The organism is Chryseobacterium edaphi (assembly GCF_025628985.1).
Taxonomy (GTDB): domain Bacteria; phylum Bacteroidota; class Bacteroidia; order Flavobacteriales; family Weeksellaceae; genus Chryseobacterium; species Chryseobacterium edaphi.
Genome location: NZ_JAOTEM010000001.1, coordinates 912,812 through 937,908, shown reverse-complemented (window position 1 = coordinate 937,908; position 25,097 = coordinate 912,812). Strand labels below are relative to the sequence as shown.

Here is a 25,097-nt window from a genome sequence, read left to right as displayed (position 1 = left end):
AAATTGAGACAATAAAAATATATTTTTTTTTAAATATTTAACATCATATTCACAATTATTTTAATATTTCCACTATTTTTGGGGCTTCAAAGGCATAAATTTTATGTTAAATGTCTTAATATTTCATTAAAATTGCCTTAATATACTCCCCAAAATGAGCATCAAGACTACCAATATTCCTCTTCCGCTACGATTGACCTTCTTTATTTTTTCAATGGTTTTAAACTGTATGGGAATTGTTATTTTGCAGCTTTCTCAGGAAAATATAGGCTATGATAAGCTTGGTTTTTTAGAAGCTTTCAAAGATTTACCAATTGCATTTATATCTTTATTTGCCGTAAATTTCATCAGCAAGTTTGGAACTAAAAAATCTTTGATACTTGCTTTAAGTATTGTCGGAATTTGCTCTTTCATATTACCTTTTGTTCAGGTATTTTGGTTTTACAAACTCTGGTTTGCGATCATAGGAACTTCTTTTGCGATTGGAAAAATCTGTGTTTACGGTATTATCCGAAATAATATTACGGAAGAAAAATCTTTGGCAAAAACCATGAATAACGTGGAAGCTTCTTTCATGATCGGTATTTTTGTGGTAAACGTTGGTTTTGGTTGGCTGATCGCAAGTGAATATTCAGAATATTGGAAATTTGGGTTTATATTTATCTCAATTGTCTCTTTAATTACGATTTATCTTTTATCAAAAATTAATATCTTAGAAGCGGATAAGAATTTAAAAACCAACATTTTATTAAATCTTGTTTCATTTAATAAAACTCCGATAATTTTATTCTTTGCAGTTATATTTTTTATTGTTTTTACTGAACAAAGTTTTAATTCCTGGCTTCCGACATTTTATAAAAATCATTTGAAAGTCAATTCTTTTTTTGCTATTCAGGCTTCTTCAATGCTTGCCATGTTTTCATATTTTGGAAGAATAATTACGGCAAATGTTATTCAGAGATTTTCTTTGATCAAATATTTCATGTATTGTCTTGTCTGTATCATTTTACTTTTAAGCATTATTTTCAGCATTCAATATTTCAGTTCTGATCAATCTGAAATTTTATTGTACTTATTTCCTACAATTGGATTATTTCTTTCGCCGCTTTATCCTGTAATCAATTCAAAAATGATTTCGCAGATTGAAAGTCAGAAAATCAACACTTTTACATCTGTTATTGTAATATTCTCTTCATTGGGAAGTTCAGTAAGTTCTGTATTAATGTCGATACTGTTTGAAAATCAACTATTAGCATTCTATTCTCTCTATATTTTAGGAGCCGTTTTGATTATATTTTGTCTGAGTTTATTTTATTTTAAACAAGATTATATTAAAAATTAAAAAATAATTTTATTTTTACAAACATGAAAACGTACGGTTCAAAAAACATCGAAACACTTAAGCAGCTCATTGAGGAAAAAGATTTTATCCCCAATCTTTCGGTTGACTGTACTATTTTCGGTTTTCATGATAATATTCTAAAAGTTCTGCTTCTGAAATACCACGATCTTGATATGTGGTCACTTCCGGGAGGATTTGTTTTCGTCGATGAAGATCTTCGTGAAGCAGCCGACAGAGTTTTGTACGAAAGAACTCATCTTAAAGGCTTGTTTCTGGAGCAATTCCACACTTTTGGAAGATTAGACCGTACAATCAATAATGTTCACAAAACATTGATCAACAACAAAGGACTTGATGTACCAAAAGATCACTGGATTTTACAGCGATTTATCACAGTTGGATATTGCAGTCTGATAGATTTTTCTTTAGCTAATACGTTTCCCGATGCATTCAACGAAACTTGTGCATGGTTTGAAGTAAGTAAAATTCCTAAAATGGCTTTTGATCACGACAGAATCATTGCAGACGGACACGAATATTTACGCAAAAACATTGATACTCAGGTTGCTGCAAGCAATCTTTTGCCGGAGAAATTCACCATGAAAGATCTACAGTCTTTGTATGAGACAATTCTGGGGGAAAAATTCAGAAGAAATAATTTCCAGCGTAAAATATTAAGTATGAATTCATTGGAAAGACTTGAAAAACTTTACGATGGTTCTGCCAATAAAGCTCCTTTTCTTTACAAGTTTATCAAAGAGTAGTTTTTCTCTTTTTTCTAAAAAAATTTTCACAGACATGATGAAAAGTATTATTTTTAGGAAAATTAAATTACATGTCATATTATCCTCTTACGACAATTCCAGATTACTACGGAATTGATGCCCTACTTAGCGAAGAACACAAGCTTATCCGCCAATCAATAAGAGATTGGGTAGAAAGTTTTGTAATGCCAAATATCGATCAGGCTGCTCAAGATCACACAGATTTACCCGGACTGATGAAAGAATTGGGGAAAATTGGTGCTTTAGGTCCTTACATTCCTGAGGAATATGGCGGTTCGGGTTTAGATCAGATTTCTTATGGTTTGATCATGCAGGAGCTGGAAAGAGGAGATTCGGCGGTACGTTCAGCAGCTTCTGTACAGAGTTCTTTGGTGATGTTTCCCATTAACGAATTTGGTTCTGAAGAACAAAAAAGAAAATATCTGCCAAAATTGGCTTCTGGTGAAATGATTGGTTCGTTTGGTTTAACTGAGCCTAATCACGGTTCAGATCCAAGTTCTATGGAATCTCAATTTAAAGATATGGGAGATCATTATCTTTTGAATGGTGCTAAAATGTGGATTACCAATTCGCCACTTTGTGACATTGCGGTGATTTGGGCTAAAAATGAAGATGGTAAAGTACAGGGATTGATCATTGAAAGAGGAATGGAAGGTTTCACTACTCCAGAAACGCATAATAAATGGAGTTTAAGAGCTTCTAAGACAGGAGAATTGGTCTTTAATAATGTAAAAGTTCCAAAGGAAAATCTACTTCCTGGAGTTACAGGACTAAAAGGACCTTTATCTTGTTTAAATTCAGCACGATACGGAATTTCCTGGGGAGTTATCGGTGCAGCAATCGACTGTTATTGTACTGCTGTTCAATATTCTAAAGAAAGAAAGCAATTCGGAAAACCGGTTGGAGCATTCCAATTACAACAGAAAAAATTAGCAGAATTTTTAACTGAAATTACTAAGGCTCAATTACTTTGCTTACAGTTAGGAATGTTGAAAAATGACCACAAAGCAACTCCTGCACAGATTTCAATGGCGAAAAGAAACAACGTGAAAATGGCAATTGATATCGCAAGAGAATCTCGCCAAATTCTTGGCGGAATGGGAATTATGGGAGAATTTCCTATGATGAGACACGCTGCAAATTTAGAATCAGTGATTACTTATGAAGGAACTCATGATGTTCATTTGTTGATTACAGGGTTAGATATTACAGGGTTCAATGCTTTTTAAAATAAAAAAATATAAACATTCTAAAAAAGGTGACTGAGATTTTCTCAGTCACCTTTTTTAATAATTATAAACTCTTACACTCTCAATAAAACTAATTTCAGGATTCAGAATTTCCATGATCAGACTTTTTACGGATTGCATGGCATCATCTAGATTTCCTTGTGCAAATTCGAGCGAAGCCACACCTTTTTTGGCATCAGCAAAACTCCAGATTCCTGTTTCAATCGGGAAACCCCAAAACTCAGGTAAACTCTGAACAACGTATTGATAAATGCAAAGCTGTAATGCTTGTTTACGATCATCTTTATGAAAATAACGATCCATATTTTCAGAATCAATTTTTACACTTAAATTCTTGATCTTCGCAGTTTTATAATCAATAATACGAACAGTTCCATTTAATCGGTCAATTCTGTCAATAAATCCAAAAAAAGAAACTTTGTCTTTTGTAAGTTCATCCAAATAAAAGTCTACACCTTCAAAGCGTCTTTCAATATCTATAATTTCTAGAGAATTTCCCTGCTTTACTAATTCAAGATCATAATTAAGAATACTCTGGATAACTTTTTTGGCGATCGCTTTATGAATGAAGTTCATTCCTTTATTATAGAATTCAGGTTGATGTTTTAGTTTTTCAATAGCTATATTTACATATTCATCTATTCGTTGAACTGATTTCTCTAAGTCGTTTGATTTTAAAACTTTACCTTTTAAAACTTCATATATTTCTTGAAGTGAATAATGAACTAAATTTCCATAATTTCTGATAGATAACTCCTCTTCGATCTCATCTGTTTCCGAGGTATTTAAAATTTTAGATAAATAAAAATCAATTGGATTATAGAGATAACTTGTAAGGTGAGAAGCCGAAACTTTTTCCTTCCACTTTTCAAGTTGTTGCATGACAATTTCCGTCTTTGCAATTTCGATTGGATGACTTGTAATTGGCTCTGAAGTATTTTCTACAATCAAGTGCTCAATCTTGTGCGAACTTTCCATCTCAATCTGGGTGATAAATCTGCTTTTTTCACCTGTATTGACTCCGGAACTCAAAGCATTAAACAATAAATGTACATTCTGAGCATCCTGAATTAAACGGTAAAAATGATAAGCGTAAATACTGTCATTTTCAAGAAATGTATGAAGATCAAAATGCCTTCTAATATCAAACGGAATATAGGTGTTCTGCGAATTTCCAAGTGGTAATTTCCCTTCATTTACTGACAGCAAAATTACATTTTCAAAATTGAGAAGACGCGTTTCTAAAAGTCCCATCACCTGCAAACCTTTCAACGGTTCACCCTGAAAATCGATGCTTTCTGAATTGATATGTTGATTGATTAATATCTCCAGAGTCTCCATTTTTATTTCAAAACCGTAAGGAGTAATCTGGTTTTTTATGATCCTAAATGCATTCTCGAAGTGAGATACGTTTTCATACTGTATATCATCAAGTTCCATCCATTTTATTTTCTGACAATACTCTATGAGAATGTCCAGAAAATGATAACCTGAATCAGATTTCTGAAGCAAATTAAAGTAAGACAAGTTGCTTAATAATTCTGTAATCAGGTTTTTTGAAATATATACAATGTTCCGCTCTTCAATGTTGGATTTAAATTCATTAATTATTTTTTCATCATCATCGGTTTTCGGGAGTTCTTCCAAAATCGGAAAAACGTCTCTGTAATAATATGAAGATTTATTTTTTTCTAATTGCTTCTGGAGATAAAAAAGTTGCTTCACAGCATTTGAAAAAGAAAGATTTTTCAAAGGAAAACCCATTGTAATATTCAGGTTTTCCACTTCATGCATCACATCAAGACTTGCAGGAAGCAGATTTTCATCCAGCAAAACCACAGCTGTATTGTTAAAAGTTTTATTATCAATATCTTTGAAAATATCGGGAAGAACTTTTGTTTGCGTTACATTTCCCGAAACTTCATAGATCATTATATTTTTGGGTTGATTAAAATCGTTTTCTATCCAATTGAATGATCTGTTGTCATTGAATTCTTTCCAAAGTTTATGATTTCTGAGAAATTTCCCTGCTTCCTGTCTTTCATCATCAAAATAATAATGATCTGCCTGAAAAAAACATTGTGCTTTGTCCCATTGCAGAAGATTTCTCACCAGTTTTTCCTCAGTTGGAGTAAAAGCATTAAACCCGCAGAAAACAAAATTCCCTTTAGTTTTTTTGGCAAAATCTACAATCATTGTTTTTGCAGCTTCGTGAATCATTCCCGGAGTTGCCCAGTTTTTCTCTTTTAATTTTTGCTTTAAAACAGGAAGAAAAACATTCATATTTCTCCAAAAATTCAAAAATTTCTTTCTTGGAACATCTTCATCATCACCCAAATCCTGCGCCCATTCTTTGATTCGCTCTTCGTCAAACATATATTGTAAAACCGCTTCATCACTTTCAGAAAACTTCAGAATGTCATCCCAGTCTTTTTGAAGCGTTGGAAACCATTTTAGAAATTCAGCAAAATCATCATTTGGAATAAGGTTTAAAGTTTTGTAAACATCAAAAGAAAACAGCCACAGAGCAATACCCTGAATAGATTGCTGATCAACAATATCAATAATCAATTCTTCAATGGTAAAGAAATTCGGAAGAAACCCTGAATAATTGTTTTCCTCTAAAATCTGTCGGATAAAAACAATCGGTCTTTTACCAGGTAAAACAACGTTAAACTGCGACAAATCAGAATTTTGTGACAGCAATTCGTCGATAATTTTATTTAGGAATTTCAAGGTTTTTTATAGTCTTTTAATTGTTCAAGCTCTGAACTGATCATTGCATCGTATTCAGCTTGCTTTTCTTTATTCATTCCGTGTTCTGTAACTCCGTCATACAGAGCCTGAAAATTTTTATAATCTTTGAGAATCTTATTATAGATTGCCTGAAAATATTTATCGTAATCTCCTGAAGTCTTGATCTTTGCAATAATTTCTTTTCTGATTTTCCGGGCATAAATTTCTGCAATGTCAAAATGTTTCTGCTCGTGATTCAGAACATAATCATTGATTCTTTTATCGTCTTTCCAGGACTTATCTTCATTAAAAATTGTTTCGATATTTACCTTTGCGGCGCCTTTTGGATTTGAAGATTTTACCACAGAATACACCCATCCGCAATGAGTATAGGCTACAATATCTTTTCCGCGTTGGTTATTAATTTCGCTTTTGAAATTACTCCAAACCAATTTCTTATCTTCCTTCCACTCTATTCTCTGACTCCATAAGTTATTGGATATCAAAAACAAAACTAAAAACCAATACTTCATTACTCTACTACAATTGTTTTGGTAATCCAAGTATTATTACCTGTCCAGAATTTAAAAGTGTAAGTTCCTGCTTGTTGTGGACTAAAATTGATCTGATTAGCCGAAACATGATTCGCTTGTGCACAAGAACCGTTCGTATGATATTGATAAGCAGTCACATCTCTTGTAAAATTACCTGTGTGAATATAGTCATATCCATAAAATCCGTCACATTGAGAGGCATAAGTAGAATATGTTCGGATGCTTTGTACACTAAAAACAGACATTGTATCATTGATTATTTTCACACTGTCAATTTTCACTTTTTCTGTGGACTGAATGGTTTCATAATCATCATCATCTTTACATGAGACCAGAGAAATCCCTACAAAGATTACTGATAAAGCTGTATTAAACAATGTTTTCATCTTATTATAAAAATTTATGATTATTAAACGTAAATTATCAAAAATTATTCCTTAGAAATGCTAAATTAAGAATTAAAATTACCTTTTGATAGATAAACAACTTTTTTTGTATCAAAAAACTCTTCTTCAAAATAATTTTTAAGATTAAAAAGCTCACATCTCAATCCGGCTAATTCTTCCGCCAAATCTCCACCTTTTAAATAAAGAACGCCATTATGTTTTGGATTAAACTGTTCTTTTTCAAACTTACCTTTCAGCCATCTTAAAAATTCTGGCATTTGTGTTACAGCGCGACTTACTACAAAATGAAACTTTTCTTTCACTTTTTCAGCTCTTCCGTGAATCGCAGTCACATTCGTTAACCCAACACCTTCTGCGACAGCATTCACCACTGTAATTTTCTTCCCGATAGAATCAATCAACGTAAACTTTGTTTCTGGAAACAAAATTGCCAAAGGAATTCCTGGAAAACCACCACCGGTTCCAATATCTAAAACTTTCGTTCCGGGAGCAAATTCCATGATTTTCGCAACACCTAAAGAATGCAAAATATGCTTCTCATAAAGCGATTCCATATCTTTTCTGGAAATGACGTTGATTTTTTCATTCCATTCACCATAAAAACTTTCTAATTTTGAAAATTGTTCGATTTGTTTTTCGGAAAGTTCCGGGAAATATTTCTGAATTAGCTTTACTGACATACGATTGATAATATAAAAAGCAAAAATAAGTTTTATTTCATATTTAGTTAATGTTTTTTAAGATAATATATAGTCATAAATATCTGAAGTCATAATTTTCTAAAATATACCACACCACATTTTATTAACATTAAGTTTTTATATATATTTGTTAAAACGACAAAAAGAATACATGAATAAACTTTCAGACAGAGTAAACAGGCTAGGTTACTCCCAGACTTTCGTAATGTCAAATAAGGCTAGAGAAATGAAAGCCAATGGAATTGACGTTATTTCTTTAACATTAGGCGAACCAGATTTTGATGTTCCCAACAATATAAAACAGGCAGCTTTTGATGCCATCAACGAAAACTACAGCCACTACTCTCCCGTTCCGGGATTTCTGGAACTTCGTCAGGCGATTTCAGATAAACTAAAAAGAGACAATCAGCTAGATTATAAACCAACACAGATTTGTGTTTCAAATGGTGCAAAACAGGCAATCATCAATGTTTTGGCAGCAATTATCAATGACGGAGATGAAGTGATTCTTCCGACTCCTTACTGGGTAAGTTATGATGAAATGGTAAAAATGATGGGCGGAGAATCTGTAATGATTCCTACTTCTTATGTCACTGATTTTAAAATTACCGCTGAACAACTGGAAGAAGCAATCAATGATAAAACCAAAGCTATTCTTTTCAGTTCGCCATGTAATCCTTCTGGCGGATATTACACATTCGATGAATTAAAATCTTTAGCAAAAGTTATTGCAAAATATCCTCATGTGACAGTAATTTCAGATGAAATTTACGAATACATCAATTACGAAACAAAAACAACCTCAATCGCTCAGTTTCCTGAAATTTATGAGCAGACCGCAGTGATCAACGGAATGTCTAAAGCATTTGCAATGACTGGATGGAGAATCGGATATTCTGCCTGTCCGGAATGGTTGGCAAAAGCTTGTGAAAAAGTTCAGGGACAAATGACAAGCGGTGCAAACACAGTTGCTCAGAGAGCTTCAATTGTTGCCTTAAAAACCGACCCTTCAGAATACAAATACATGATTGATGCTTTCGAGCAGAGAAGAAATGTCATGTTTGATTTAATGAAAGAAATCCCCGGATTCAAAGTTCTTTTACCAAAAGCAGCATTCTATTTCTTCCCGGACATTTCATATTATATCGGAAAAACTTTAAACGGAACGGAAATTAAAGATGCGGATGATTTTGCGATGTTTCTGTTAGAAGAAGCTCACGTCGGTTGCGTTGGCGGAGTTTCATTCGGTAGTCCGGAATGTATCAGGTTTTCTTATGCAGCTTCTGAAGAAGAATTGCGAGAAGCAATGAGAAGAATAAAAGATTTACTCGCAAATGTATAAAATAAAAGTTCTTCCTAGGAAGAACTTTTATAATTTAATTTAAAGAGAACCTCCTTCTACAGGCGTTTCCGGTACGATAATATAGCATTCTTCATTAATTGCGACACAAACATCAGCTTCAGGACAATAATATCTTCCAGGAGGACATTTTGAAGTAACTGCTGCTCCTTTAATCGTTTTCAATTCTTTTCTTGAAAGACTTTTTAAATTTTTCATAATAATTCTTTTTTGGTTGGTGAAAATTATAATTCAGTATTCTCAAAGTTAATAATATATTTTTATTTATTTAAATTAAATTATTCCCTACCATATTGAATTTTAAGCCAAAAACAATTATAGATTCTATTTATCAATATTCATTTTTTTGATAGATAGAAATATTATATATTTGCATCATTAAATTAATCAAAAAATTAGAAAATTATGTCTTTAGTAGGTAAAAAATTTCCAAACGTAACGATTGACGCAATGTCTGAAATGGGTGATGATCTTAGAATCAACATCTTTGAAGAAACTACAAAAAACCAACAGAAGGTGATTTTGTTCTGGTATCCAAAAGATTTCACTTTTGTTTGTCCTACCGAACTTCACGCTTTTCAGGAAGCTTTAGGTGAATTCGAAAAAAGAAATACAAAGGTAATTGGTGCTTCTTGCGATACAAACGAAGTACACTTTGCTTGGTTGAATGTTTCAAAAGACAACGGTGGTATTGAAGGAGTTACTTATCCGCTTTTAGCTGATACTCACAGACAATTGGCAAATTTATTAGATATCGTAGATCAGGATCTGGAATTTGACGAAGAAGGAAACGAGTATTTCACAGGTTCAAACGTAACTTACAGAGCAACTTATTTGATCGACGAAACCGGAAAAGTATTCCACGAGTCTGTAAATGATATGCCTTTGGGAAGAAACGTAAAAGAATATTTAAGATTGATCGATGCTTACACGCACGTTCAGAAGCACGGTGAAGTTTGCCCTGCAAACTGGGAAGAAGGAAAAGATGCAATGAAAGCTGACAGAACTTCTACTGCTGAATATTTAGCAAAAAATTAATGAATTAATTTTATCTAACAATGTAGCAATCTAGCAGTATGCCAATTTTAAAATCCCTTTTTCAATTGGTACATTGATAAATTATTAGATTGCTACATTGTTTATTTTTTATTCCAAAAAATAAACTTATGTATACAGAATTAACAGAAGATACGCTTCAGAATATTGTAAGCGACAATGAAAAAGTAGTGGTACAGTACGGCGCAACATGGTGTGGAAACTGCAGAATCATGAAGCCGAAATTCAAAAAATTAGCTTCAGAAAATGATTCAATTCCGTTTTTATATGTAGATGCAGAAAAACTTCCTGAAAGCAGAAAATTAGCTAAAGTTGATAATTTACCAACATTTGCTATTTTTAAAAACGGTGAATTGGTGAATCAGGTTCAGTCGAATCAAGCAGAAAGTTTAATTAATTTATTTAATGAATTGTAATTATGAAGCTACCTGTAATCAGACAGTTTTATCAAAACCAAACTCCTGAAAATCTTGAAAAAACTTTAGAAGTTTTGGAAAGTTTCAGCGAATTCAGAGGAACTAGCGAAGAAGATCTAAATGTTGCCGGAGAGTTGATTACCAATATCTGCGGAGCTTTGGAAGTTCACGCCAACGTACAAAACGGAATGAGCGAAAGAGATGCTTTAAACTCGTTTGCTCAAAAGGTTTTAGGATCGATTGACAAATAAATTTAAATTAACTAAAATCTTTAAGGATCATATTCTTAAAAACAAAATCCCGATGAAACAACATCAGGATTTTTTGTTTTAAAAAGTTTTGAAAATTTCAGCTCAAAACTTATAATTTATAACTTTTAATTAGCTTCTTCTGCTCATTAAAATTCTTAAGATGTACCAGAATAACAACATAATTGAAGCAAAAAGCTGTAAAGAAGCTCCAACGTATTGATTTGTTGCATAAGAATCTTTCAGTTTGCTTGTCTGATATAAAATGGTTGCAGAAGCCAAAATTACCATTCCTACAGAGAACCAAAGTCCCAGATTGAAACCGAAAATCATTCCGGCAACAATCAATCCAAGAGCAAGAAAACCTCCGATCGTTATAATATTTCTAAGGAAAGAAAAATCTCTCTTAGAAGTAAAAGCTACCGCAGAAATTCCAGCAAACATAGCAATAGTAAGTGTTGCTGCCTGAAAAATAACTTCACCACCATCTGTATAATCCATTGCGATATACATCATTGGCAAGAAGATAACCGCCTGAAGCAAAACATAAAAGCCCAATCCTAAATATTGCGTTGATCTGCTTTGTGCCATTGACCATTTTGAGGCCAAATAAGAAGCCAACCAAAAAACTCCCAAAACAAGAAGCCAACTGTATCTCTGCCCAATCATCATATAAATTGTTTCGGCAGGAACTGTTTGAAGCAAAACAGTTTCAACTCCTACAAAAGCCAAAATTGCCAAAGCAACATGCAAATAGGTTTTTTTATAAAAACTTGCCTTTTCAACATCTGTTGAATGCGCAACTAAAACGTCTGTCATCATATTTATATTTTTGTTTACTTTGTTTGTTTATAGGGTTTTATACCCATTATTTTTCCATTCTCTTCAAAAACCGCAGTGATAATTTCTTTCGGATCAGGCTTTGTCTGGTCGTCCGCATATTTATATTGAATCATTGGAAAATTTTCACCGGTCATGAATGATTGATAACCTGTTTTATACATCATTAATTTTCTACTGAAATCAATATCCTTAGAAAGTTTTTCGTAGACTTTATCAGTGACCTTCGATTTAGTTTTATCAGAAATCATACTTTCCATCGTTGCTTTATCAGATGCTTTTAAGGCTTTGATAAATTGCTCAAACTTTCCATTAAACAGTTCTTTTTGTTTCTTGTCAAGTTCTAATTTCTGCTCAGTTGTTCGGTTATCTTTTATGACTTCTGCTTTTTTTACCTTTTGAGCAAAACTGATTTGGAATGCTATAAAAGACAGAATGATTGCTATTTTTTTCATTACATATTTTTTCGTTGATAGGTAAATTTAGTAATAATAAAATAAAAGCTACATTAATCTTTACGAGATAACATATTGTAAAACCAATTTTAAATTTCACCTGTGAAAATCCGTGAAATCTTTGAGTGTTTATTATCCCACAGATTACACAGATTTTAAAGAATTTAATTCTTAAAATAAATCTGCTAAATTAGCTGAATCCGCGGAAGGAATATTTTAAAAATGTAATGTACTAAAAAATAATTTCAGCATTTTTTCTATAATGATCTGTGAAAATCCGTGAAATCTGTGGAAAAAAATCAAATAACTTCCAAAAACTTCATCGTATCTACATTATCAGCATAAGTATCAAGTCTAGGATTCTGAGCTTCACCAAAATAAACCATTTCAATTCCCAAGTCGTTTTTTCCGACTACACATTGAATATTTTCTTCATTTTCACTAATGAAATTTTTAACTTCATCCAAAGAAGAATATCTGCTGAAATTTATCACAGATAACGGACTGAAAAGCTTCTCATCTTCTTTCAGCATGACAAAATTGTTATCCCAGAATTTATCTTGATTTAAAAGATAAACCGCACGATTGTAATCGTAATTATTGGCGTACTTATTATGATTGATAATTTCTTTAAAATCAATAAAACTTTCAAAAACCCTGTCAATCACAAAATCTTCAGGAATAAAAAGTCTCGTCACATTTCTGCATCCCAATCCAAAATATTGGAAAATATCCTGAGCCAGAAGTTTTAATTCTTCTTCCGATTCATCACCTCTGATGACAGCCACTGAAGTTCTGTTTTTTCTGATAATACTTAGATGATTTTTAAAATAATATTCCAAATATCTCGCAGTATTATTGCTTCCAGTAGCAATTACCGCATCAAAATCTGTTAGTCTCTCAACAAACTCATACTCAATTTCATTCTCAGAAAATTCTTTCCATTTTTTCAACAAAAACGGAATCATCTGTTTGTCTTTTGAAGATAATTTGATCAAAGGAACATGGTTACTCAAAGCCACAGAAATCACATCATGCCATCCCACCAAAGGAATATTTCCGGCAAGAATCAATCCTACTTTCTTTGAGGTTTTTGATGGCGAATAATTGTTTAACCAAGAATTTAAATTTTCTTCCGTCAACAAATCCGACCATTGCTTTAATGCAAATCTTTGATTTTCTAAAGTAAACCACGGATTTTCGATTTCAGATTTTTTCACGACCGATTCAAATTCAGAATCATTTTCATTAAAATCTTCAGAATTTTTTGCTAAATAGCTCTTTATATAATCACTTAATTTAATAAGTCCTAAAACTTGTTTTTCGATATTCATAATTACTGTAAAAGTGGGGAATATTTTGTAATTTTGTGCAAATTTAAAAAAAATTAGCGATGGCTATTAAAATAACTGATGAATGCATTAATTGCGGCGCCTGCGAACCAGAATGTCCGAATAATGCAATATATGAAGGAGCAGTTGACTGGAAAGCTTCCGAAGGTACCGAATTAAAAGGTACCGTGACATTACCATCGGGTTTAACGGTTGATGCAGATTCGCCTCAAGAACCGGTAAGTGATGATGTATATTTCATTGTTACAGATAAATGTACAGAATGCAAAGGTTTCCATGAGGAACCTCAATGTGCCGCAGTTTGCCCTGTAGATTGCTGTGTTCCGGATGAAGATCACGTAGAATCTGATGAAGCACTGCTTAATAAAAAAGCATTTTTACACGGTGAATAAAATACACACCGTCTCATACATCATGAGACGGTTTTTTTAACTTTATATTTTTATAAATCAATTACAAAATAGCAGATTGAGAAATCGGCAAAATCTCAAAAACAAAAAATAAAATTATGAGCAAAAAGCACAATTTCAGCGCAGGACCATGTATTTTACCTCAGAAAGTATTCGAAAAATCGGCAGCAGCGGTTTTAGATTTTAACGGAATTGGTTTATCACTTCTTGAAATTTCGCACAGAAGCAAAGATTTTGTTGCGGTAATGGATGAAGCTCGTGCAATTGTAAAAAGACTGATGAATTTGGGTGATGATTATGAAGTTTTGTATTTGGGTGGTGGCGCAAGTCTGCAGTTTGCGATGGTTCCCTACAATTTGATGAAGGTTGGAGGTAAAGCTGCTTATACAGATACAGGAACTTGGGCTGCAGGAGCGATCAAAGAAGCTAAAAAAGTAGGAACAGTAGATGTTGTAGGCTCTTCAAAAGAAGAAAACTATTCTTTCGTTCCAAAAGGTTATACAGTAGGATCAGAATATGATTATTTTCACTGTACTTCAAACAATACAATCTACGGAACTCAAATGAAATCTTTCCCGGAAGTTGATACTTTGATGGTTTGCGATATGAGTTCTGATATTTTCTCAAGACAGTTAGATTTTTCTAAATTTGATTTAATCTACGCCGGAGCTCAAAAAAACATGGGACCTGCAGGAGTAACTTTAGTGGTAATTAAAAAAGAAATTCTTGGTAAAACCGGAAGAGAAAATATGTTTTCAATACTAGATTATTCTCAGCATATTTCTAAAGAGTCTATGTATAATACGCCACCGGTTTTCCCTGTGTATGCATCATTACTGACTTTACAACATTTAGAAAACAACGGAGGAATTGCTGCTGCTGAAGCAAGAAACGAAGCAAAAGCAAAACTTTTATATGACGAAATCGACAGCAACCCATTATTCGAAACTTTCTGCGTTGAAGAAGACCGTTCTTTGATGAATGTTTCATTTAAATTAATTGACGACAGCAAAAAAGAAGAATTTGATGCTGCATGGAAAGCTGCCGGAATCAGCGGATTAAACGGTCACAGAAGTTTAGGGGGATACAGAGCGAGTATGTATAACGCCTTACCTATTGAAAGCGTGCAGGTTTTGGTGGATGTGATGAAGTCAATAAAATAACTTAAATTAGGCAACGCAAAAAATTAAAAAAGATTAAAAGATTTCAGACATGAGATTTCAGACGAATTTGAATCCATCTTGAATCTAAACATCTAAAACAACAATATGAAAGTCTTAGCTAACGACGGAATTTCCAAAGCAGGAGAACTTGCTTTAAAAGAAGCAGGAATCGAAGTGCTCGACAACAGAGTTGCGCAGGATCACGTTATCAACTTCATTAATGAAAATAATGTGGATGTTCTTTTAGTAAGAAGTGCCACCAAAGTAAGACAGGATTTAATTGATGCATGTCCTTCCCTGAAAATCGTCGGAAGAGGCGGTATCGGAATGGACAATATCGATGTGGAATATGCTATTGAAAAAGGTTTGTACGTCATTAATACGCCAAATGCATCTTCAAGATCAGTGGCTGAGTTAGTTTTTGCGCATTTCTTTTCTTTAGCCAGATTTCTTCATGAGTCGAATAGATTAATGCCATTGGAAGGAGATACTCATTTCAATGCTTTGAAAAAATCTTTCAATAATGCGTATGAACTTTCTGGTAAAACTTTGGGAGTGATAGGATTTGGAAGTATTGGTCAGGAAGTTGTGAAGATGGGAATTTCTTTAGGAATGAAAGTAAAAGTTCTGACAAGAAAACCAAAAATTAAAACAATTAGTTTAAGTTTTTTTGACGGACAAACTGTCGATTTTGAAGTTACTTCAACCAACGATTCTGATGCGTTCTACAAAGACACAGACTTCATCAGCATCAATACGCCTAAAACAAATGAATATGTGATAGATACACCAGAATTTGAAAAAATGGAAGATGGTGTGTTTATTGTAAATACTGCAAGAGGTGGTGTCCTTAATGAAGTGACCTTAGTCAATTATATTGAATCGGGAAAAGTTGCCGGAGCAGCATTAGATGTTTTTGAAACCGAGCCGACTCCAGAACTTATTTTATTAATGAATCCCAATCTTTCTCTTACACCGCATCTTGGTGGAAACACTTTAGATGCTCAGGAAAAGATCGGTGTTGAGCTTGCAGAGCAGATTATTGAGATTAAAAAGAAACTATAAAATATATATGCCAGTTTTTAAACCTTTCCGCGGAATCAGACCTCATAAGGATCATGAGGCTACATTTCCAACTCATCCTTTAGATAATTTCACACAGGCTGAAATCGCTGAAAAAGCGCAAAAAGAAAAAACTTACATCAATATGATTAAACCATATGTTGTAAGTAAATCTAAAGATGTGGATCGGAATTTAAGGAAGATTCGTTCAACTTTTGAAGAACTTTTGGATGAGAAAACTCTTGTTCAGGACAGTTCGTCATATTATCTTTACGAACAGATTTATCCTAACAAACAGGTTTTCAGAGGACTTCTCGGTCTTGCAAGTATTGAAGATTTCTGGGCAGGAAAAATAAAAAGACACGAAAGTACGATTCCACAGAGAAAAGAGAAGTTGGCTCACTATTTAGATAAAGTAAACCTTCAGGCAGAACCTGTATTATTGACATATCCATCCAATTCAAAGATCGAATTGTTGATGAATCATGAGGAGAAGAACGTTCCTATTTTCAATCATGTTGATACTGTGGGAATTAGACACAAAATCTGGAGAATAGATAACCGTTTGAAACTTCAGCAGTTCAAAGAAGTGATTGATCAGATTGATTCTTTTTATATTGCCGATGGTCACCACAGAATTGGCTCTACTGCTCTTCATGCTAAACGTTTAAAAGATAAAAATAAAAAGCACAACGGAACTGAAGCTTATAATTTTGTGTATAGCTTTATTGTTTCTAACCAATCGATTAAAATTCACGATTACAACAGAATTGTGAGCAGCATTGGAGATTTGACTACAGAGGAATTCCTGAAAAGTCTTGAGAAATATTTCTTAATTCACGAAAAAGAAGAAACTCCATACTATCCGTCGCAGAAATTTCATATTTCTATGTACATTGATGGGAAGTTCTACTCTCTTCACGTAAAGCATGATCTTCGTTCTCAGGAAATGTCTTTGGATAATTTAGATCATCATCTTTTAGATAAATATATTATTAAAGATATTTTGAATATTGAAGATTCAGACAGTTCTGATCAGATTTCTTACATCAAAGGAAGTTCGAATATAGAAGGAATCAAGCTTTTAAAAGAAAAAGTAGACAGCGGAGAAGGAAAAGTAGGTTTTGGAATTTATCCGGTAAGTTTTAATGATATGATTAAAATTTCTGATTTAAAACTTCGTATGCCTCCAAAATGTACATTCATCGAACCAAAATTGGTAACTGCATTGTTGATGTACGATATGAAGTAATTGACTGCTTGCGATTGGCTTTTGGCATATTGCTTACCATTTGAAGCGAAAATCAACGTATAATATTTCCTCAAAATTGTTAATAGTTTTGAGGATTTTTTTTATCATGAAATTTTTATTTAAATTAAAATCTTTGTGTCTTTGCTAAGTAGAACCTTAGCGAACTTAAAAAAAGTCAATATTCAAAAAAACCTCTGCGTCCTTTGCGTTAAAAAGTATTAGTAAGAAGCAATATCTATTAGAATTACTTAATTTTTCTTTATTTTTATGCACCGAAAAGAAAAAGGTCAGTACAATGAAAAAAATTCTGCTCATCATATTTTCACTCTTTTTGAGTGGATTTTTATTTTCACAAAAAAAACCTGTCAAAAAACCGAAGCCGATTCCGAAATTTAATTATATCGATGAGTTTAAAAAGATTTCTGATGAGATTTTTTTGCATGGTACTGCTTATGACAATCTTGGTGAACTGACGAAAGGAGTTGGTCCTCGTTTCAGCGCGACTCCGGGTTATACCAAAGCTACAGAATGGGCAGAGAAAAATCTTAAAGATGCAGGAGCAGAAAACATCTGGAAACAGGAAGTAAGAGTTCCCATCTGGATCAGAGGCAGAGAATCTTTACAGATCAAAGCCGGAAACGGAGAATGGAAAAATATTAAAATGCTTTCTTTCGGAAACTCTGAAGGAACAGGCGGTAAAGATATGATCTATGATATTCTTTTTGTGAATGATGTTCAGGAATTGGTCAACCTTACCAATTCACAGGTTAAGGATAAGATCATTTTCGTTAATTATCCCATTGATCCTACCATTGTAAGTACGGTAGATTCTTACTTAATTGCTGCAAAATCAAAACTACTTTCAGCATCTGTAATTGGAAAAAAAGGAGCTAAAGGTTTGATCATAAGATCTCTTACGACTGCGAATGATGATATTCCGCATGCTAAACAAATTTATTACGAACCGGATGATAAAGTAAAAATTCCTGCTGTAACGATTGGTGTAAAATCTGCAGATGAGCTGGAAAAACTTCTGAAAAAACAAACTGTAAAGGCAAAACTCAACATGACCGCAGAATCTAAAGGCGAGACTATAAATTACAACGTAATCGGAGAAATTCCCGGAAAAAAAGATGCTAAAGTAATTCTTCTGGGAGCACAGCTAGATTCCTGGGATTTTGCAGAAGGAGCGCACGATGACGGATCGGGAGTGGTACAATGTTTAGAAGTTTTAAGAACGTTTAAAGCTTTAGGTTACGACAATAATCACACGATCAGAGTTATTTTGTATGCCAACAGTGAAAATGGCGGACAAGGAAGAGAAACGTATGCTGCACAGGTGAAAAAGAAAGAAGAAAAACACATTTTTGCTTTGGGAAGTGATTCCGGTGGATATTCTCCTAGAGGTTTTTCCTTGGATATGTCTCCACAACGAAGAAGATTGATTTTCCCGTGGAAAGAATATTTTCTGCCTTATGGAGTTTATGATTTTGATCAAACTTACGCCATTCAGGATATTGCACCTTTGAAAAAGCTTGATATTCCTCTTGCAGAACTTGTAGTTGATACACAAAGATATTTTGATTATCACCATTCTGAAAAAGATACTTTTGATAAAGTAAATAAAAGAGAATTACTTCTTGGCGCGGTTGCGATGACGCAGCTTATTTTTATGATTGATAAGAATTGGTAATATGAAAAAAATTTTAGGCGCAGGAATATTATTTTTAAGTCTTACGAGTTTTGCCCAAACCAAAGAAGACTCCATCCAATTCAGCAAAATTTCAACGGAGATTTTAAACAAAGGAAAATCTTATTATGAATTGAGAGATTTAACTAAAAATATCGGTCACCGTTTAAGCGGATCCGAGGCTTATGAAAAATCGGTGAAATGGGCTGAACAAAAACTGCAAGAAGCAGGCGCTGATAAAGTCTGGCTTCAGGAGGTGATGATCCCGGTTTGGGAAAGAGGAAAAGAATCTTTGTACATCAAGTCAAATACCGGAAAATGGACGAAACTTAAAATGCTTTCGCTCGGAAATTCTGAAGGCACACGCGGAAAAGATGTTTCGGGCGAAATTATCATGGTAAAATCTTTTGCGGAATATGAAAAACTCAATCCGGATCAGGTAAAAGATAAAATTGTTTTCTTCAACTACCCTTTCAGCCAGTCTTATGTTCAGACTTTCAGAGGGTATAGCGATGCATCGGCATACCGTTCAACTGCTGCATCTTTAACCGCTCAGAAAGGCGGAAAGTTTGCGATTGTGAGATCTTTGTCTTCAGCTTTTGATGATGTTCCGCACACAGGAGCAATGCGATACAAAGATGATGTGACTAAAATCCCTGCCGTTGCCATCGGAAATACAACTGCTGATAAACTGGAAAATCTTTTAAAGTCACAAAAAATAACCGCAAAATTAAATTCCAACTGCGGAATGAAAGGTGAAAAACTGTCTCATTCTGTTATTGGCGAGATCACAGGTAAAAAGGATCAGAGCGTGATTGTTGTCGGCGGACATTTAGATTCGTGGGATGTTGGTGAAGGAGCACATGACGACGGAACCGGAATCGTTCAGAGCATTGAAGTTTTAAGAACGTTTAAAAATTTAGGAATTAAAAATAATCATACCATAAGAGTGGTCTGTTTTGCCAACGAAGAAAACGGCGTAAAAGGCGGAATTCAGTATGGAAAAACAGCAAAAGAAACCAGAGAAAAACATCTTTTTGCTTTAGAATCTGATGCGGGAGGATTTTCACCAAGAGGAATTGCTTTAGAAATGGACGATGCCAAAATCAATCAGATCAAAACCTGGATTCCGTTATTCTTGCCTTATGGAGCTTATGATTTTGACGGAAGATATTCCGGGACGGATATTTATCCGCTTCATGATATGGGAGTTCCGACTGCCGAATTGGCTCCCGATTCTCAAAGGTATTTTGATATTCATCACACGGAAGAAGATACTTTTGAAAAGGTGAATCGAAGAGAATTGTTGTTGGGTGCGACGGTAATGACGCAGATGATTTATATGATTGATCAAAATTGGTAAGCCATGAAAATCATTTTTCCAAAACAATTTTTATTATCTGCAATATTATTTTCACTTTTTGGATGCAGAGAAAAATTTGAATCCGAGAAGTGGCAAAATGAAGAAAAAGGCTTGTACGGTGAAAATCACAGAAAGAAAATGCTTCCTGATTTAATCAATAATGTTTTGTTTTTTCCACACAGAGGAAATGAAAAAGGTACAAAGAGAACTGAGGTTGTAAAATTAATAGGAAAACCTTTCCTGAAAGATTGTAATGGCAATGATACTTATGAAATTGAAGAAAAACAAGGTTGGATTGATCCAAATGGTTTTGTAAGGCTTAAATTAATGTATGAAGCCGACTCAACTTTGATTGGTTATGTGATTGAGGATGCGAATTATTTGGAGTGAAAAAATTCTTAAACTTTAATTTTACTAATAAAATGAAAACAAAATTTACACTCAAAGCTTATTTACCTCTGCTACTCTCTGTTGCATTTCTATATTTAATTATAATAATTTTACCTACATTTTTCAGTTCTTCTGAATATGAAGATAAATTATTTATTAAAATATTCCTACCCTCTATTTTTATATTTTCTTTTATAATGCTATTTTTTGGAGAGCTAAGAACTAAATGCATAAGTGTGGAACTTTACAAAAATGAAATAATTGTTAAAAAGTTTTTCAGACTAAAATCAGATTTATACAAAGTATCTGAAATTGAAGGATGGAAATATAGTCATCTTACTTCCAAAAGCGGAACATATGAGTATTTGTATTTATATAAAGGTGACAAAAAAATCATTAAGATATCTCAATTTTATCATTCAAATTATTTCAAAATAAAAAATCAGATACAAGCAGATTTTAAGTATCTCGGCTATGAAAAACTGTCATACTTCGACGAATTTAAGGAAATCTTTAAATAGATATCACAAAATTCTCGATACGGTTTTCTTCAAAAACCTACTCGAATTGACGGAGTTTAGTTCAAAGAATTATACTAATTCAAATACTCTTTCTTAGCTACCGTAAAATCTAAAATCTTTCCGTCTCTTTTCACTTTTATGTCAATAGAATCTGTGGTTTTCTCTACTCTGTTGAGCAAATATTGACAAGATAATTCCTGAGTTAAATTTTCGAAACCTACGTTGTTGATGCTCAGAATTTCGTCGTCAATTTTCAGAGGAATATTATTTCCCTGAAATACCAAAACTACTTTCGCTTTGTAATCGATAAAACGATAGGCAAAACCAAAAGATTCCAATTTTGCAGGAACATCTTTGATTCTGTGCAGATAAATTTTGTTGTTTTCCCAGTCGATGATGAACTTAAATTTTTTCAGGAATTCATTCCCTACTAGATTTGAATTTCCGGTCATTACGATTTCATTGTTGAATTTTTGCTCGGCAAGTAGCAATTCATCGGCTCTGAAATGATAGGTAGACAGCGGTTTCCCTGTTCCGAAAGCGCCTACCGAATTGACTCCGTAGGTCTCAATAGATTTTACTTTTTCATTTTTCGGATCATAATTATTGTCTGCTATCTTAATTCCTCCGGTAAATCCTGTATCGAAAGTGAGATTGATTTTTTTATCTAAAATTTCAGAGGAAATCATTGGTGTTTTCTGAGGTTTTGGTTTGAAAGTAAAAACCGTTTCGTAACCGTCAGTAGAAAATTTAGTCAGATCTTTTGTTGCTTCAAGCATATTTTCAGAATAATTGATCCTCCAGAAAAGTTTTGCCATCTGATTGGCTCCTAAAATCCCGTCAATCTTTAAACATCCGAATTCGGGGCCTTCAAGATCAACCACAACCGCACCAATATTTTTGAAAACAATTTGATCAACGATCATTTCCGGCAACTCGGTAAAAATCTGTTCCTGCTTATTTTTTTGTGAATCTCCTACTTTGCTTTTATGTTTTTTCTTTAGATTCAGTTCGTTGTAAACTGCATTTGAAATGACTGTTGGTGCACCTGTATCAAACAGAAACTGATATGGTTTTCCGTTGATGCTAACTTTTATCAAAGGTAATTCGTTGGCAAAAGTGAGATTGACTTTCTCAACATCATTTTTAAGCACCGCTTCCCCACCCTCAAAAAATCTCTTTCCCTGCGCTGAAATGGTTGTGATACATAAAACAAAAAGTAAAAGCAGATTTCTCTTCATGGCATTATTTTGCACTAAAATAGGGATAAAAGTTTTAGAAGTAAAATTATTTTCCTTATTCGAAATTGTAAAGGTCGATTTAACCAAGCAATTACTTAATTACAAATCATAAAAATTTGATTAAAAAACTTTGTCAAATTAAAATTTTTGATATTTTTGAATAACACAAAACAAAATCTGATGAAAAATAGAATATTTTATCGCCCGCTTATTTGGGTTTTCCCCGTCGGAAGTTCCGACAGTCTCCCTCTCTTCAGATTTGCTCCGTCGGAATTCCCGACAATCCAAAACAGTTTAGGTTTGCTCCGTCGGAAGTTCACAAAAGCTTCCCCCTGTTCAGGTTCTCTCCGTCGGAAGTTCCGACGACAAGAAACAATTTAGGTTTGCCCCGTCGGAAGTTCCGACGCACTATCAAAAAAAATATTTTTCGCCTCTGTTTAGCACGACACTATTCTTCGAGTCGAAACTTTTAATTTAATATTTAAAATGCATTTATGAAAAATTTAATTTCATTAGACCACGCTAAGTTACATCATGCAGAATTCGGTCAGTTGATCGTAAGATTCTTTGAAGATTTTGGTATTTCCGGTTTAGATCAGAATGCTGATCCGGATTTCAAAAAGCTTTTTGATGTTTTACAGGCTCAAATCCCTACCTACAATAATGCGCTAAATCAGATAAGAGCAAATGAAGAATCGCAGAAAATCGCTGAGCTTGATCAGGAACGCGATGCTGATTTACAGTCTTTAAGAGACGGTTTAAAGCCTTACAAAAATGCTAAGACTCAGGCTGAAAAAGACGCCTACAATGCTCTCAAAATCTTAATCAACGAATACAAAGGCGTGGAAGATGACACTTATGAGGAAGAAACCAACAAGTTGAATTCTCTGGTCAACCGACTTCTTTCTTCGGATTACAGTTCGCACGTTGCAACGTTGGGAATCGTAAAGTTTATCAATCATTTAGCAGATTCTAATACGGCATTCAATGATCTGTTTTCGCATCGTTCTTACGAGGTTTCCCAAAAGGTTTCCTACGACGTAAAAACTTTACGTAAGAACCTACGTGAAGATTATAACACAATGACAAATTATATTTCTACATTGGCCCATGTAAAAGAAGATTCTTACTATAAAGATATTCTTACCATCATCAATAATGGAAGAAACTATTTCTCAAACGTAGTGGTCTCAAGAAGAACTGGAAATAAAAATAATGTGGAGAAGCCTTAAATGAAAACCGCCCTGAAAGGGGCGGTTTTCAATAAGAATTTTAGATTTAGTATAAATTTTAATATGTAAATTTGAATAAAGATTTTTGAAAAATGGAAACCTCTGAATTGAAAATAAAATCAGATCTTCTTAATAAGATCAAGGAACTTGATGATATTCGAATCATCAAAGAAATAAATAAATTTCTTGATTTTGAACTTGATGAAAACGTATATGAACTCAATCAAGCTCAGAAAGACAGAATAGAAGAAGCCAGAAGTGAATATGAAAATTCTCAAACACTGACCGAAGAACAGGCTAATAATGAGATTGACGAATGGCTAAAAGAAAAATAATCTGGACTACAAAAGCCAACTTCGAGCGAAAAGAAATATTAGAATTTTGGATCAACAGAAATAAATCTTCAAGATTTAGCAAAAAATTAAATGTATTATTTCTTGAAGCACTTAAACAAATTTGTATTTATCCCAATATTGGCAGAAAAACCAGCGATCAAAATACAAGAGTCATCATAGTGCGGGATTATCTTATCTTTTATGAATTTACTGATCACGAAATTATCATTCAATCAGTCTGGGATGGAAGACGTGAAAATAAATAGAAAGCCGACTCATTAAGAATCGGCTTTATTTATTTTAAATTACAGCTTATCCAAAACCTTCTTCGGCAGCACGTTCACCAGTTTCGATTTATATTCCTTATCGGCAAAAACAAGCTTCCATGTTTTTTTATCTTTAGAAACAGCTACCACTTTCATCGGAGCAGTAATGATGTACGTACCTTCATTGGCATTGTATTTTATATTGGCTTTACCATATTTTGAAGCCATCATTTCGCCGATACCTTTTTTCATTTCGTCGTTCATTGAGCTTGCGTCCCCTTTCATTGTCATATAATAATTGGCGACAGAAAAATTTTCACCACTGATCAGTTCAGACTTTTCGATGGTTCCGAATTTCATATCCTGAACCTCAATTTTCATGAAAGGATTATTGTACGTCATATTCAAAAGCTGAGTAATCTGCTCCTTTTGAAATACTGTGAAAAATTTGGGATATATACAGTTTACCGCCTGATCTATTTTTTTGTATTTAATAGAATTAACAAAGTAAACTAGTGACTTTCTGATTGCCTGGTCTTCAGGATTTGCTTTGGTCTGTGCAAAAGAAAAAACAGAAATTAGAAGTAATAAGCCGATAATCAATTTTGTTTTCATTATTTTTTTTGTTTAAAATTACTAGAATGTGTTTTAAAATGCATTGATTTAAATA

Annotated in this window: 28 protein-coding genes; 18 read left to right on the top strand and 10 right to left on the bottom strand. The window is 33.4% G+C overall.

Translation table 11 applies throughout. The annotated features are described in order from the left end of the window. Nucleotides 1–154: 154 nt before the first annotated feature. The 3 genes from NZ698_RS04380 to NZ698_RS04370 all read left to right on the top strand — a co-directional run bounded on the left by NZ698_RS04380 (nucleotide 155) and on the right by NZ698_RS04370 (nucleotide 3,356). Entirely contained in the window at nucleotides 155–1,342 is a 1,188-nt protein-coding gene (locus tag NZ698_RS04380; RefSeq protein ID WP_263001870.1) for an MFS transporter, read from the top strand. A gap of 23 nt (nucleotides 1,343–1,365) precedes the next feature. Further along, entirely contained in the window at nucleotides 1,366–2,106 is a 741-nt protein-coding gene (locus NZ698_RS04375) for an NUDIX hydrolase (protein ID WP_263001869.1), read from the top strand. Between the two features lie 71 nt (nucleotides 2,107–2,177). Next, the gene (locus tag NZ698_RS04370; protein WP_263001868.1) at nucleotides 2,178–3,356 is read left to right on the top strand and encodes an acyl-CoA dehydrogenase family protein; all 1,179 of its coding nucleotides are present in this window, start codon (nucleotides 2,178–2,180) and stop codon (nucleotides 3,354–3,356) included. Between the two features lie 57 nt (nucleotides 3,357–3,413). On the opposite strand, the gene NZ698_RS04365 is transcribed toward NZ698_RS04370, so the two are convergent. The 4 genes from NZ698_RS04365 to rsmG all read right to left on the bottom strand — a co-directional run bounded on the left by NZ698_RS04365 (nucleotide 3,414) and on the right by rsmG (nucleotide 7,754). Next, entirely contained in the window at nucleotides 3,414–6,113 is a 2,700-nt protein-coding gene (locus NZ698_RS04365; RefSeq protein WP_263001867.1) for a PD-(D/E)XK nuclease family protein, read from the bottom strand. Next, the gene (locus tag NZ698_RS04360) at nucleotides 6,110–6,646 is read right to left on the bottom strand and encodes a DUF922 domain-containing protein (protein WP_263001866.1); all 537 of its coding nucleotides are present in this window, start codon (nucleotides 6,644–6,646) and stop codon (nucleotides 6,110–6,112) included. Before NZ698_RS04360 ends, NZ698_RS04365 begins: the two co-directional genes overlap by 4 nt. After that, a complete protein-coding gene (locus tag NZ698_RS04355) occupies nucleotides 6,646–7,053 on the bottom strand; it encodes a hypothetical protein (protein ID WP_263001865.1) in 408 nt (135 codons plus the stop codon). Before NZ698_RS04355 ends, NZ698_RS04360 begins: the two co-directional genes overlap by 1 nt. 65 nt (nucleotides 7,054–7,118) lie before the next feature. Beyond that, nucleotides 7,119–7,754: a 16S rRNA (guanine(527)-N(7))-methyltransferase RsmG gene (rsmG, locus tag NZ698_RS04350; RefSeq protein ID WP_263001864.1), complete on the bottom strand. Its 636-nt coding sequence runs from the start codon at nucleotides 7,752–7,754 to the stop codon at nucleotides 7,119–7,121. A gap of 172 nt (nucleotides 7,755–7,926) precedes the next feature. Between rsmG and NZ698_RS04345 the strand changes: the two genes are divergently transcribed. Beyond that, nucleotides 7,927–9,117, top strand: coding sequence for a pyridoxal phosphate-dependent aminotransferase (locus tag NZ698_RS04345; protein WP_263001863.1), 1,191 nt, complete (start codon nucleotides 7,927–7,929; stop codon nucleotides 9,115–9,117). A gap of 39 nt (nucleotides 9,118–9,156) precedes the next feature. Here NZ698_RS04345 and NZ698_RS04340 read toward each other — a convergent pair whose 3' ends face one another. Beyond that, complete coding sequence (locus NZ698_RS04340; protein WP_263001862.1) at nucleotides 9,157–9,333, bottom strand: bacteriocin-like protein; 177 nt, start codon at nucleotides 9,331–9,333, stop codon at nucleotides 9,157–9,159. A gap of 207 nt (nucleotides 9,334–9,540) precedes the next feature. On the opposite strand from NZ698_RS04340, the gene NZ698_RS04335 reads away from it, so the two are divergent. The 3 genes from NZ698_RS04335 (at nucleotide 9,541) to NZ698_RS04325 (ending at nucleotide 10,858) form a co-directional block, all read left to right on the top strand. Further along, nucleotides 9,541–10,173 (top strand): peroxiredoxin, encoded by a 633-nt coding sequence (locus tag NZ698_RS04335; protein ID WP_047443907.1) that lies wholly within the window; start codon nucleotides 9,541–9,543, stop codon nucleotides 10,171–10,173. A gap of 128 nt (nucleotides 10,174–10,301) precedes the next feature. Further along, nucleotides 10,302–10,607, top strand: a complete 306-nt coding sequence (locus NZ698_RS04330) for a thioredoxin family protein (protein WP_047402181.1) — start codon at nucleotides 10,302–10,304, stop codon at nucleotides 10,605–10,607. Nucleotides 10,608–10,609: 2 nt separating this feature from the next. Further along, entirely contained in the window at nucleotides 10,610–10,858 is a 249-nt protein-coding gene (locus NZ698_RS04325; RefSeq protein ID WP_263001861.1) for a DUF6952 family protein, read from the top strand. Between the two features lie 129 nt (nucleotides 10,859–10,987). Here the strand turns inward: NZ698_RS04325 and NZ698_RS04320 are convergent, their stop codons facing one another. The 3 genes from NZ698_RS04320 to NZ698_RS04310 form a co-directional block, all read right to left on the bottom strand. Continuing rightward, nucleotides 10,988–11,677 (bottom strand): Bax inhibitor-1/YccA family protein, encoded by a 690-nt coding sequence (locus tag NZ698_RS04320; RefSeq protein WP_263001860.1) that lies wholly within the window; start codon nucleotides 11,675–11,677, stop codon nucleotides 10,988–10,990. Between the two features lie 14 nt (nucleotides 11,678–11,691). Next, a complete protein-coding gene (locus NZ698_RS04315; protein WP_263001859.1) occupies nucleotides 11,692–12,150 on the bottom strand; it encodes a peptidylprolyl isomerase in 459 nt (152 codons plus the stop codon). Nucleotides 12,151–12,449: 299 nt separating this feature from the next. Further along, nucleotides 12,450–13,484, bottom strand: coding sequence for an acyl-CoA reductase (locus tag NZ698_RS04310; RefSeq protein WP_263001858.1), 1,035 nt, complete (start codon nucleotides 13,482–13,484; stop codon nucleotides 12,450–12,452). Between the two features lie 59 nt (nucleotides 13,485–13,543). Between NZ698_RS04310 and NZ698_RS04305 the strand changes: the two genes are divergently transcribed. The 8 genes from NZ698_RS04305 (at nucleotide 13,544) to NZ698_RS04270 (ending at nucleotide 21,353) form a co-directional block, all read left to right on the top strand. Next, nucleotides 13,544–13,894: a 4Fe-4S binding protein gene (locus NZ698_RS04305; protein WP_263001857.1), complete on the top strand. Its 351-nt coding sequence runs from the start codon at nucleotides 13,544–13,546 to the stop codon at nucleotides 13,892–13,894. 116 nt (nucleotides 13,895–14,010) lie between these two features. Next, entirely contained in the window at nucleotides 14,011–15,075 is a 1,065-nt protein-coding gene (serC, locus tag NZ698_RS04300) for a 3-phosphoserine/phosphohydroxythreonine transaminase (RefSeq protein WP_263001856.1), read from the top strand. Between the two features lie 105 nt (nucleotides 15,076–15,180). Then, complete coding sequence (locus tag NZ698_RS04295; protein ID WP_263001855.1) at nucleotides 15,181–16,140, top strand: D-2-hydroxyacid dehydrogenase; 960 nt, start codon at nucleotides 15,181–15,183, stop codon at nucleotides 16,138–16,140. 7 nt (nucleotides 16,141–16,147) lie between these two features. After that, nucleotides 16,148–17,389, top strand: coding sequence for a DUF1015 domain-containing protein (locus NZ698_RS04290; RefSeq protein WP_263001854.1), 1,242 nt, complete (start codon nucleotides 16,148–16,150; stop codon nucleotides 17,387–17,389). Between the two features lie 295 nt (nucleotides 17,390–17,684). Continuing rightward, the gene (locus tag NZ698_RS04285; protein ID WP_263001853.1) at nucleotides 17,685–19,082 is read left to right on the top strand and encodes a M28 family peptidase; all 1,398 of its coding nucleotides are present in this window, start codon (nucleotides 17,685–17,687) and stop codon (nucleotides 19,080–19,082) included. Nucleotide 19,083: 1 nt separating this feature from the next. After that, nucleotides 19,084–20,442 (top strand): M20/M25/M40 family metallo-hydrolase, encoded by a 1,359-nt coding sequence (locus NZ698_RS04280; protein ID WP_263001852.1) that lies wholly within the window; start codon nucleotides 19,084–19,086, stop codon nucleotides 20,440–20,442. A gap of 3 nt (nucleotides 20,443–20,445) precedes the next feature. Beyond that, nucleotides 20,446–20,832: a hypothetical protein gene (locus NZ698_RS04275; protein WP_263001851.1), complete on the top strand. Its 387-nt coding sequence runs from the start codon at nucleotides 20,446–20,448 to the stop codon at nucleotides 20,830–20,832. A 32-nt stretch (nucleotides 20,833–20,864) separates the two neighbouring features. Next, nucleotides 20,865–21,353, top strand: a complete 489-nt coding sequence (locus NZ698_RS04270; RefSeq protein WP_263001850.1) for a hypothetical protein — start codon at nucleotides 20,865–20,867, stop codon at nucleotides 21,351–21,353. Between the two features lie 74 nt (nucleotides 21,354–21,427). Here NZ698_RS04270 and NZ698_RS04265 read toward each other — a convergent pair whose 3' ends face one another. Continuing rightward, a complete protein-coding gene (locus tag NZ698_RS04265; RefSeq protein ID WP_263001849.1) occupies nucleotides 21,428–22,594 on the bottom strand; it encodes an aspartyl protease family protein in 1,167 nt (388 codons plus the stop codon). A gap of 494 nt (nucleotides 22,595–23,088) precedes the next feature. Here NZ698_RS04265 and NZ698_RS04260 point away from each other — a divergent pair, with 494 nt between their 5' ends. The 3 genes from NZ698_RS04260 to NZ698_RS04250 all read left to right on the top strand — a co-directional run bounded on the left by NZ698_RS04260 (nucleotide 23,089) and on the right by NZ698_RS04250 (nucleotide 24,427). Further along, complete coding sequence (locus tag NZ698_RS04260) at nucleotides 23,089–23,826, top strand: DUF6261 family protein (RefSeq protein WP_263001848.1); 738 nt, start codon at nucleotides 23,089–23,091, stop codon at nucleotides 23,824–23,826. A 92-nt stretch (nucleotides 23,827–23,918) separates the two neighbouring features. Next, complete coding sequence (locus tag NZ698_RS04255; RefSeq protein ID WP_263001847.1) at nucleotides 23,919–24,161, top strand: hypothetical protein; 243 nt, start codon at nucleotides 23,919–23,921, stop codon at nucleotides 24,159–24,161. Beyond that, on the top strand, nucleotides 24,143–24,427 hold the full coding sequence (locus NZ698_RS04250; protein WP_263001846.1) for a type II toxin-antitoxin system RelE/ParE family toxin: 285 nt from the start codon (nucleotides 24,143–24,145) through the stop codon (nucleotides 24,425–24,427). Before NZ698_RS04255 ends, NZ698_RS04250 begins: the two co-directional genes overlap by 19 nt. Before the next feature lie 39 nt (nucleotides 24,428–24,466). Here NZ698_RS04250 and NZ698_RS04245 read toward each other — a convergent pair whose 3' ends face one another. Further along, nucleotides 24,467–25,042, bottom strand: coding sequence for a hypothetical protein (locus tag NZ698_RS04245; RefSeq protein ID WP_263001845.1), 576 nt, complete (start codon nucleotides 25,040–25,042; stop codon nucleotides 24,467–24,469). Nucleotides 25,043–25,097: the final 55 nt, after the last annotated feature.

Bases quoted from the DNA above. Each gene is read 5' to 3' on its own strand.
- NZ698_RS04265 (WP_263001849.1), bottom strand. From the start codon at position 22,594: ATGAAGAGAAATCTGCTTTTACTTTTTGTTTTATGTATCACAACCATT.
- NZ698_RS04315 (WP_263001859.1), bottom strand. From the start codon at position 12,150: ATGAAAAAAATAGCAATCATTCTGTCTTTTATAGCATTCCAAATCAGT.
- NZ698_RS04250 (WP_263001846.1), top strand. From the start codon at position 24,143: ATGGCTAAAAGAAAAATAATCTGGACTACAAAAGCCAACTTCGAGCGA.
- NZ698_RS04295 (WP_263001855.1), top strand. From the start codon at position 15,181: ATGAAAGTCTTAGCTAACGACGGAATTTCCAAAGCAGGAGAACTTGCT.
- NZ698_RS04245 (WP_263001845.1), bottom strand. From the start codon at position 25,042: ATGAAAACAAAATTGATTATCGGCTTATTACTTCTAATTTCTGTTTTT.
- NZ698_RS04290 (WP_263001854.1), top strand. From the start codon at position 16,148: ATGCCAGTTTTTAAACCTTTCCGCGGAATCAGACCTCATAAGGATCAT.
- NZ698_RS04260 (WP_263001848.1), top strand. From the start codon at position 23,089: ATGAAAAATTTAATTTCATTAGACCACGCTAAGTTACATCATGCAGAA.
- NZ698_RS04305 (WP_263001857.1), top strand. From the start codon at position 13,544: ATGGCTATTAAAATAACTGATGAATGCATTAATTGCGGCGCCTGCGAA.
- NZ698_RS04255 (WP_263001847.1), top strand. From the start codon at position 23,919: ATGGAAACCTCTGAATTGAAAATAAAATCAGATCTTCTTAATAAGATC.
- NZ698_RS04275 (WP_263001851.1), top strand. From the start codon at position 20,446: ATGAAAATCATTTTTCCAAAACAATTTTTATTATCTGCAATATTATTT.
- NZ698_RS04355 (WP_263001865.1), bottom strand. From the start codon at position 7,053: ATGAAAACATTGTTTAATACAGCTTTATCAGTAATCTTTGTAGGGATT.
- NZ698_RS04345 (WP_263001863.1), top strand. From the start codon at position 7,927: ATGAATAAACTTTCAGACAGAGTAAACAGGCTAGGTTACTCCCAGACT.
- NZ698_RS04310 (WP_263001858.1), bottom strand. From the start codon at position 13,484: ATGAATATCGAAAAACAAGTTTTAGGACTTATTAAATTAAGTGATTAT.
- NZ698_RS04270 (WP_263001850.1), top strand. From the start codon at position 20,865: ATGAAAACAAAATTTACACTCAAAGCTTATTTACCTCTGCTACTCTCT.
- NZ698_RS04280 (WP_263001852.1), top strand. From the start codon at position 19,084: ATGAAAAAAATTTTAGGCGCAGGAATATTATTTTTAAGTCTTACGAGT.
- NZ698_RS04380 (WP_263001870.1), top strand. From the start codon at position 155: ATGAGCATCAAGACTACCAATATTCCTCTTCCGCTACGATTGACCTTC.
- NZ698_RS04375 (WP_263001869.1), top strand. From the start codon at position 1,366: ATGAAAACGTACGGTTCAAAAAACATCGAAACACTTAAGCAGCTCATT.
- NZ698_RS04360 (WP_263001866.1), bottom strand. From the start codon at position 6,646: ATGAAGTATTGGTTTTTAGTTTTGTTTTTGATATCCAATAACTTATGG.
- rsmG (WP_263001864.1), bottom strand. From the start codon at position 7,754: ATGTCAGTAAAGCTAATTCAGAAATATTTCCCGGAACTTTCCGAAAAA.
- NZ698_RS04335 (WP_047443907.1), top strand. From the start codon at position 9,541: ATGTCTTTAGTAGGTAAAAAATTTCCAAACGTAACGATTGACGCAATG.
- NZ698_RS04370 (WP_263001868.1), top strand. From the start codon at position 2,178: ATGTCATATTATCCTCTTACGACAATTCCAGATTACTACGGAATTGAT.
- NZ698_RS04340 (WP_263001862.1), bottom strand. From the start codon at position 9,333: ATGAAAAATTTAAAAAGTCTTTCAAGAAAAGAATTGAAAACGATTAAA.
- serC (WP_263001856.1), top strand. From the start codon at position 14,011: ATGAGCAAAAAGCACAATTTCAGCGCAGGACCATGTATTTTACCTCAG.
- NZ698_RS04320 (WP_263001860.1), bottom strand. From the start codon at position 11,677: ATGATGACAGACGTTTTAGTTGCGCATTCAACAGATGTTGAAAAGGCA.
- NZ698_RS04285 (WP_263001853.1), top strand. From the start codon at position 17,685: ATGAAAAAAATTCTGCTCATCATATTTTCACTCTTTTTGAGTGGATTT.
- NZ698_RS04330 (WP_047402181.1), top strand. From the start codon at position 10,302: ATGTATACAGAATTAACAGAAGATACGCTTCAGAATATTGTAAGCGAC.
- NZ698_RS04325 (WP_263001861.1), top strand. From the start codon at position 10,610: ATGAAGCTACCTGTAATCAGACAGTTTTATCAAAACCAAACTCCTGAA.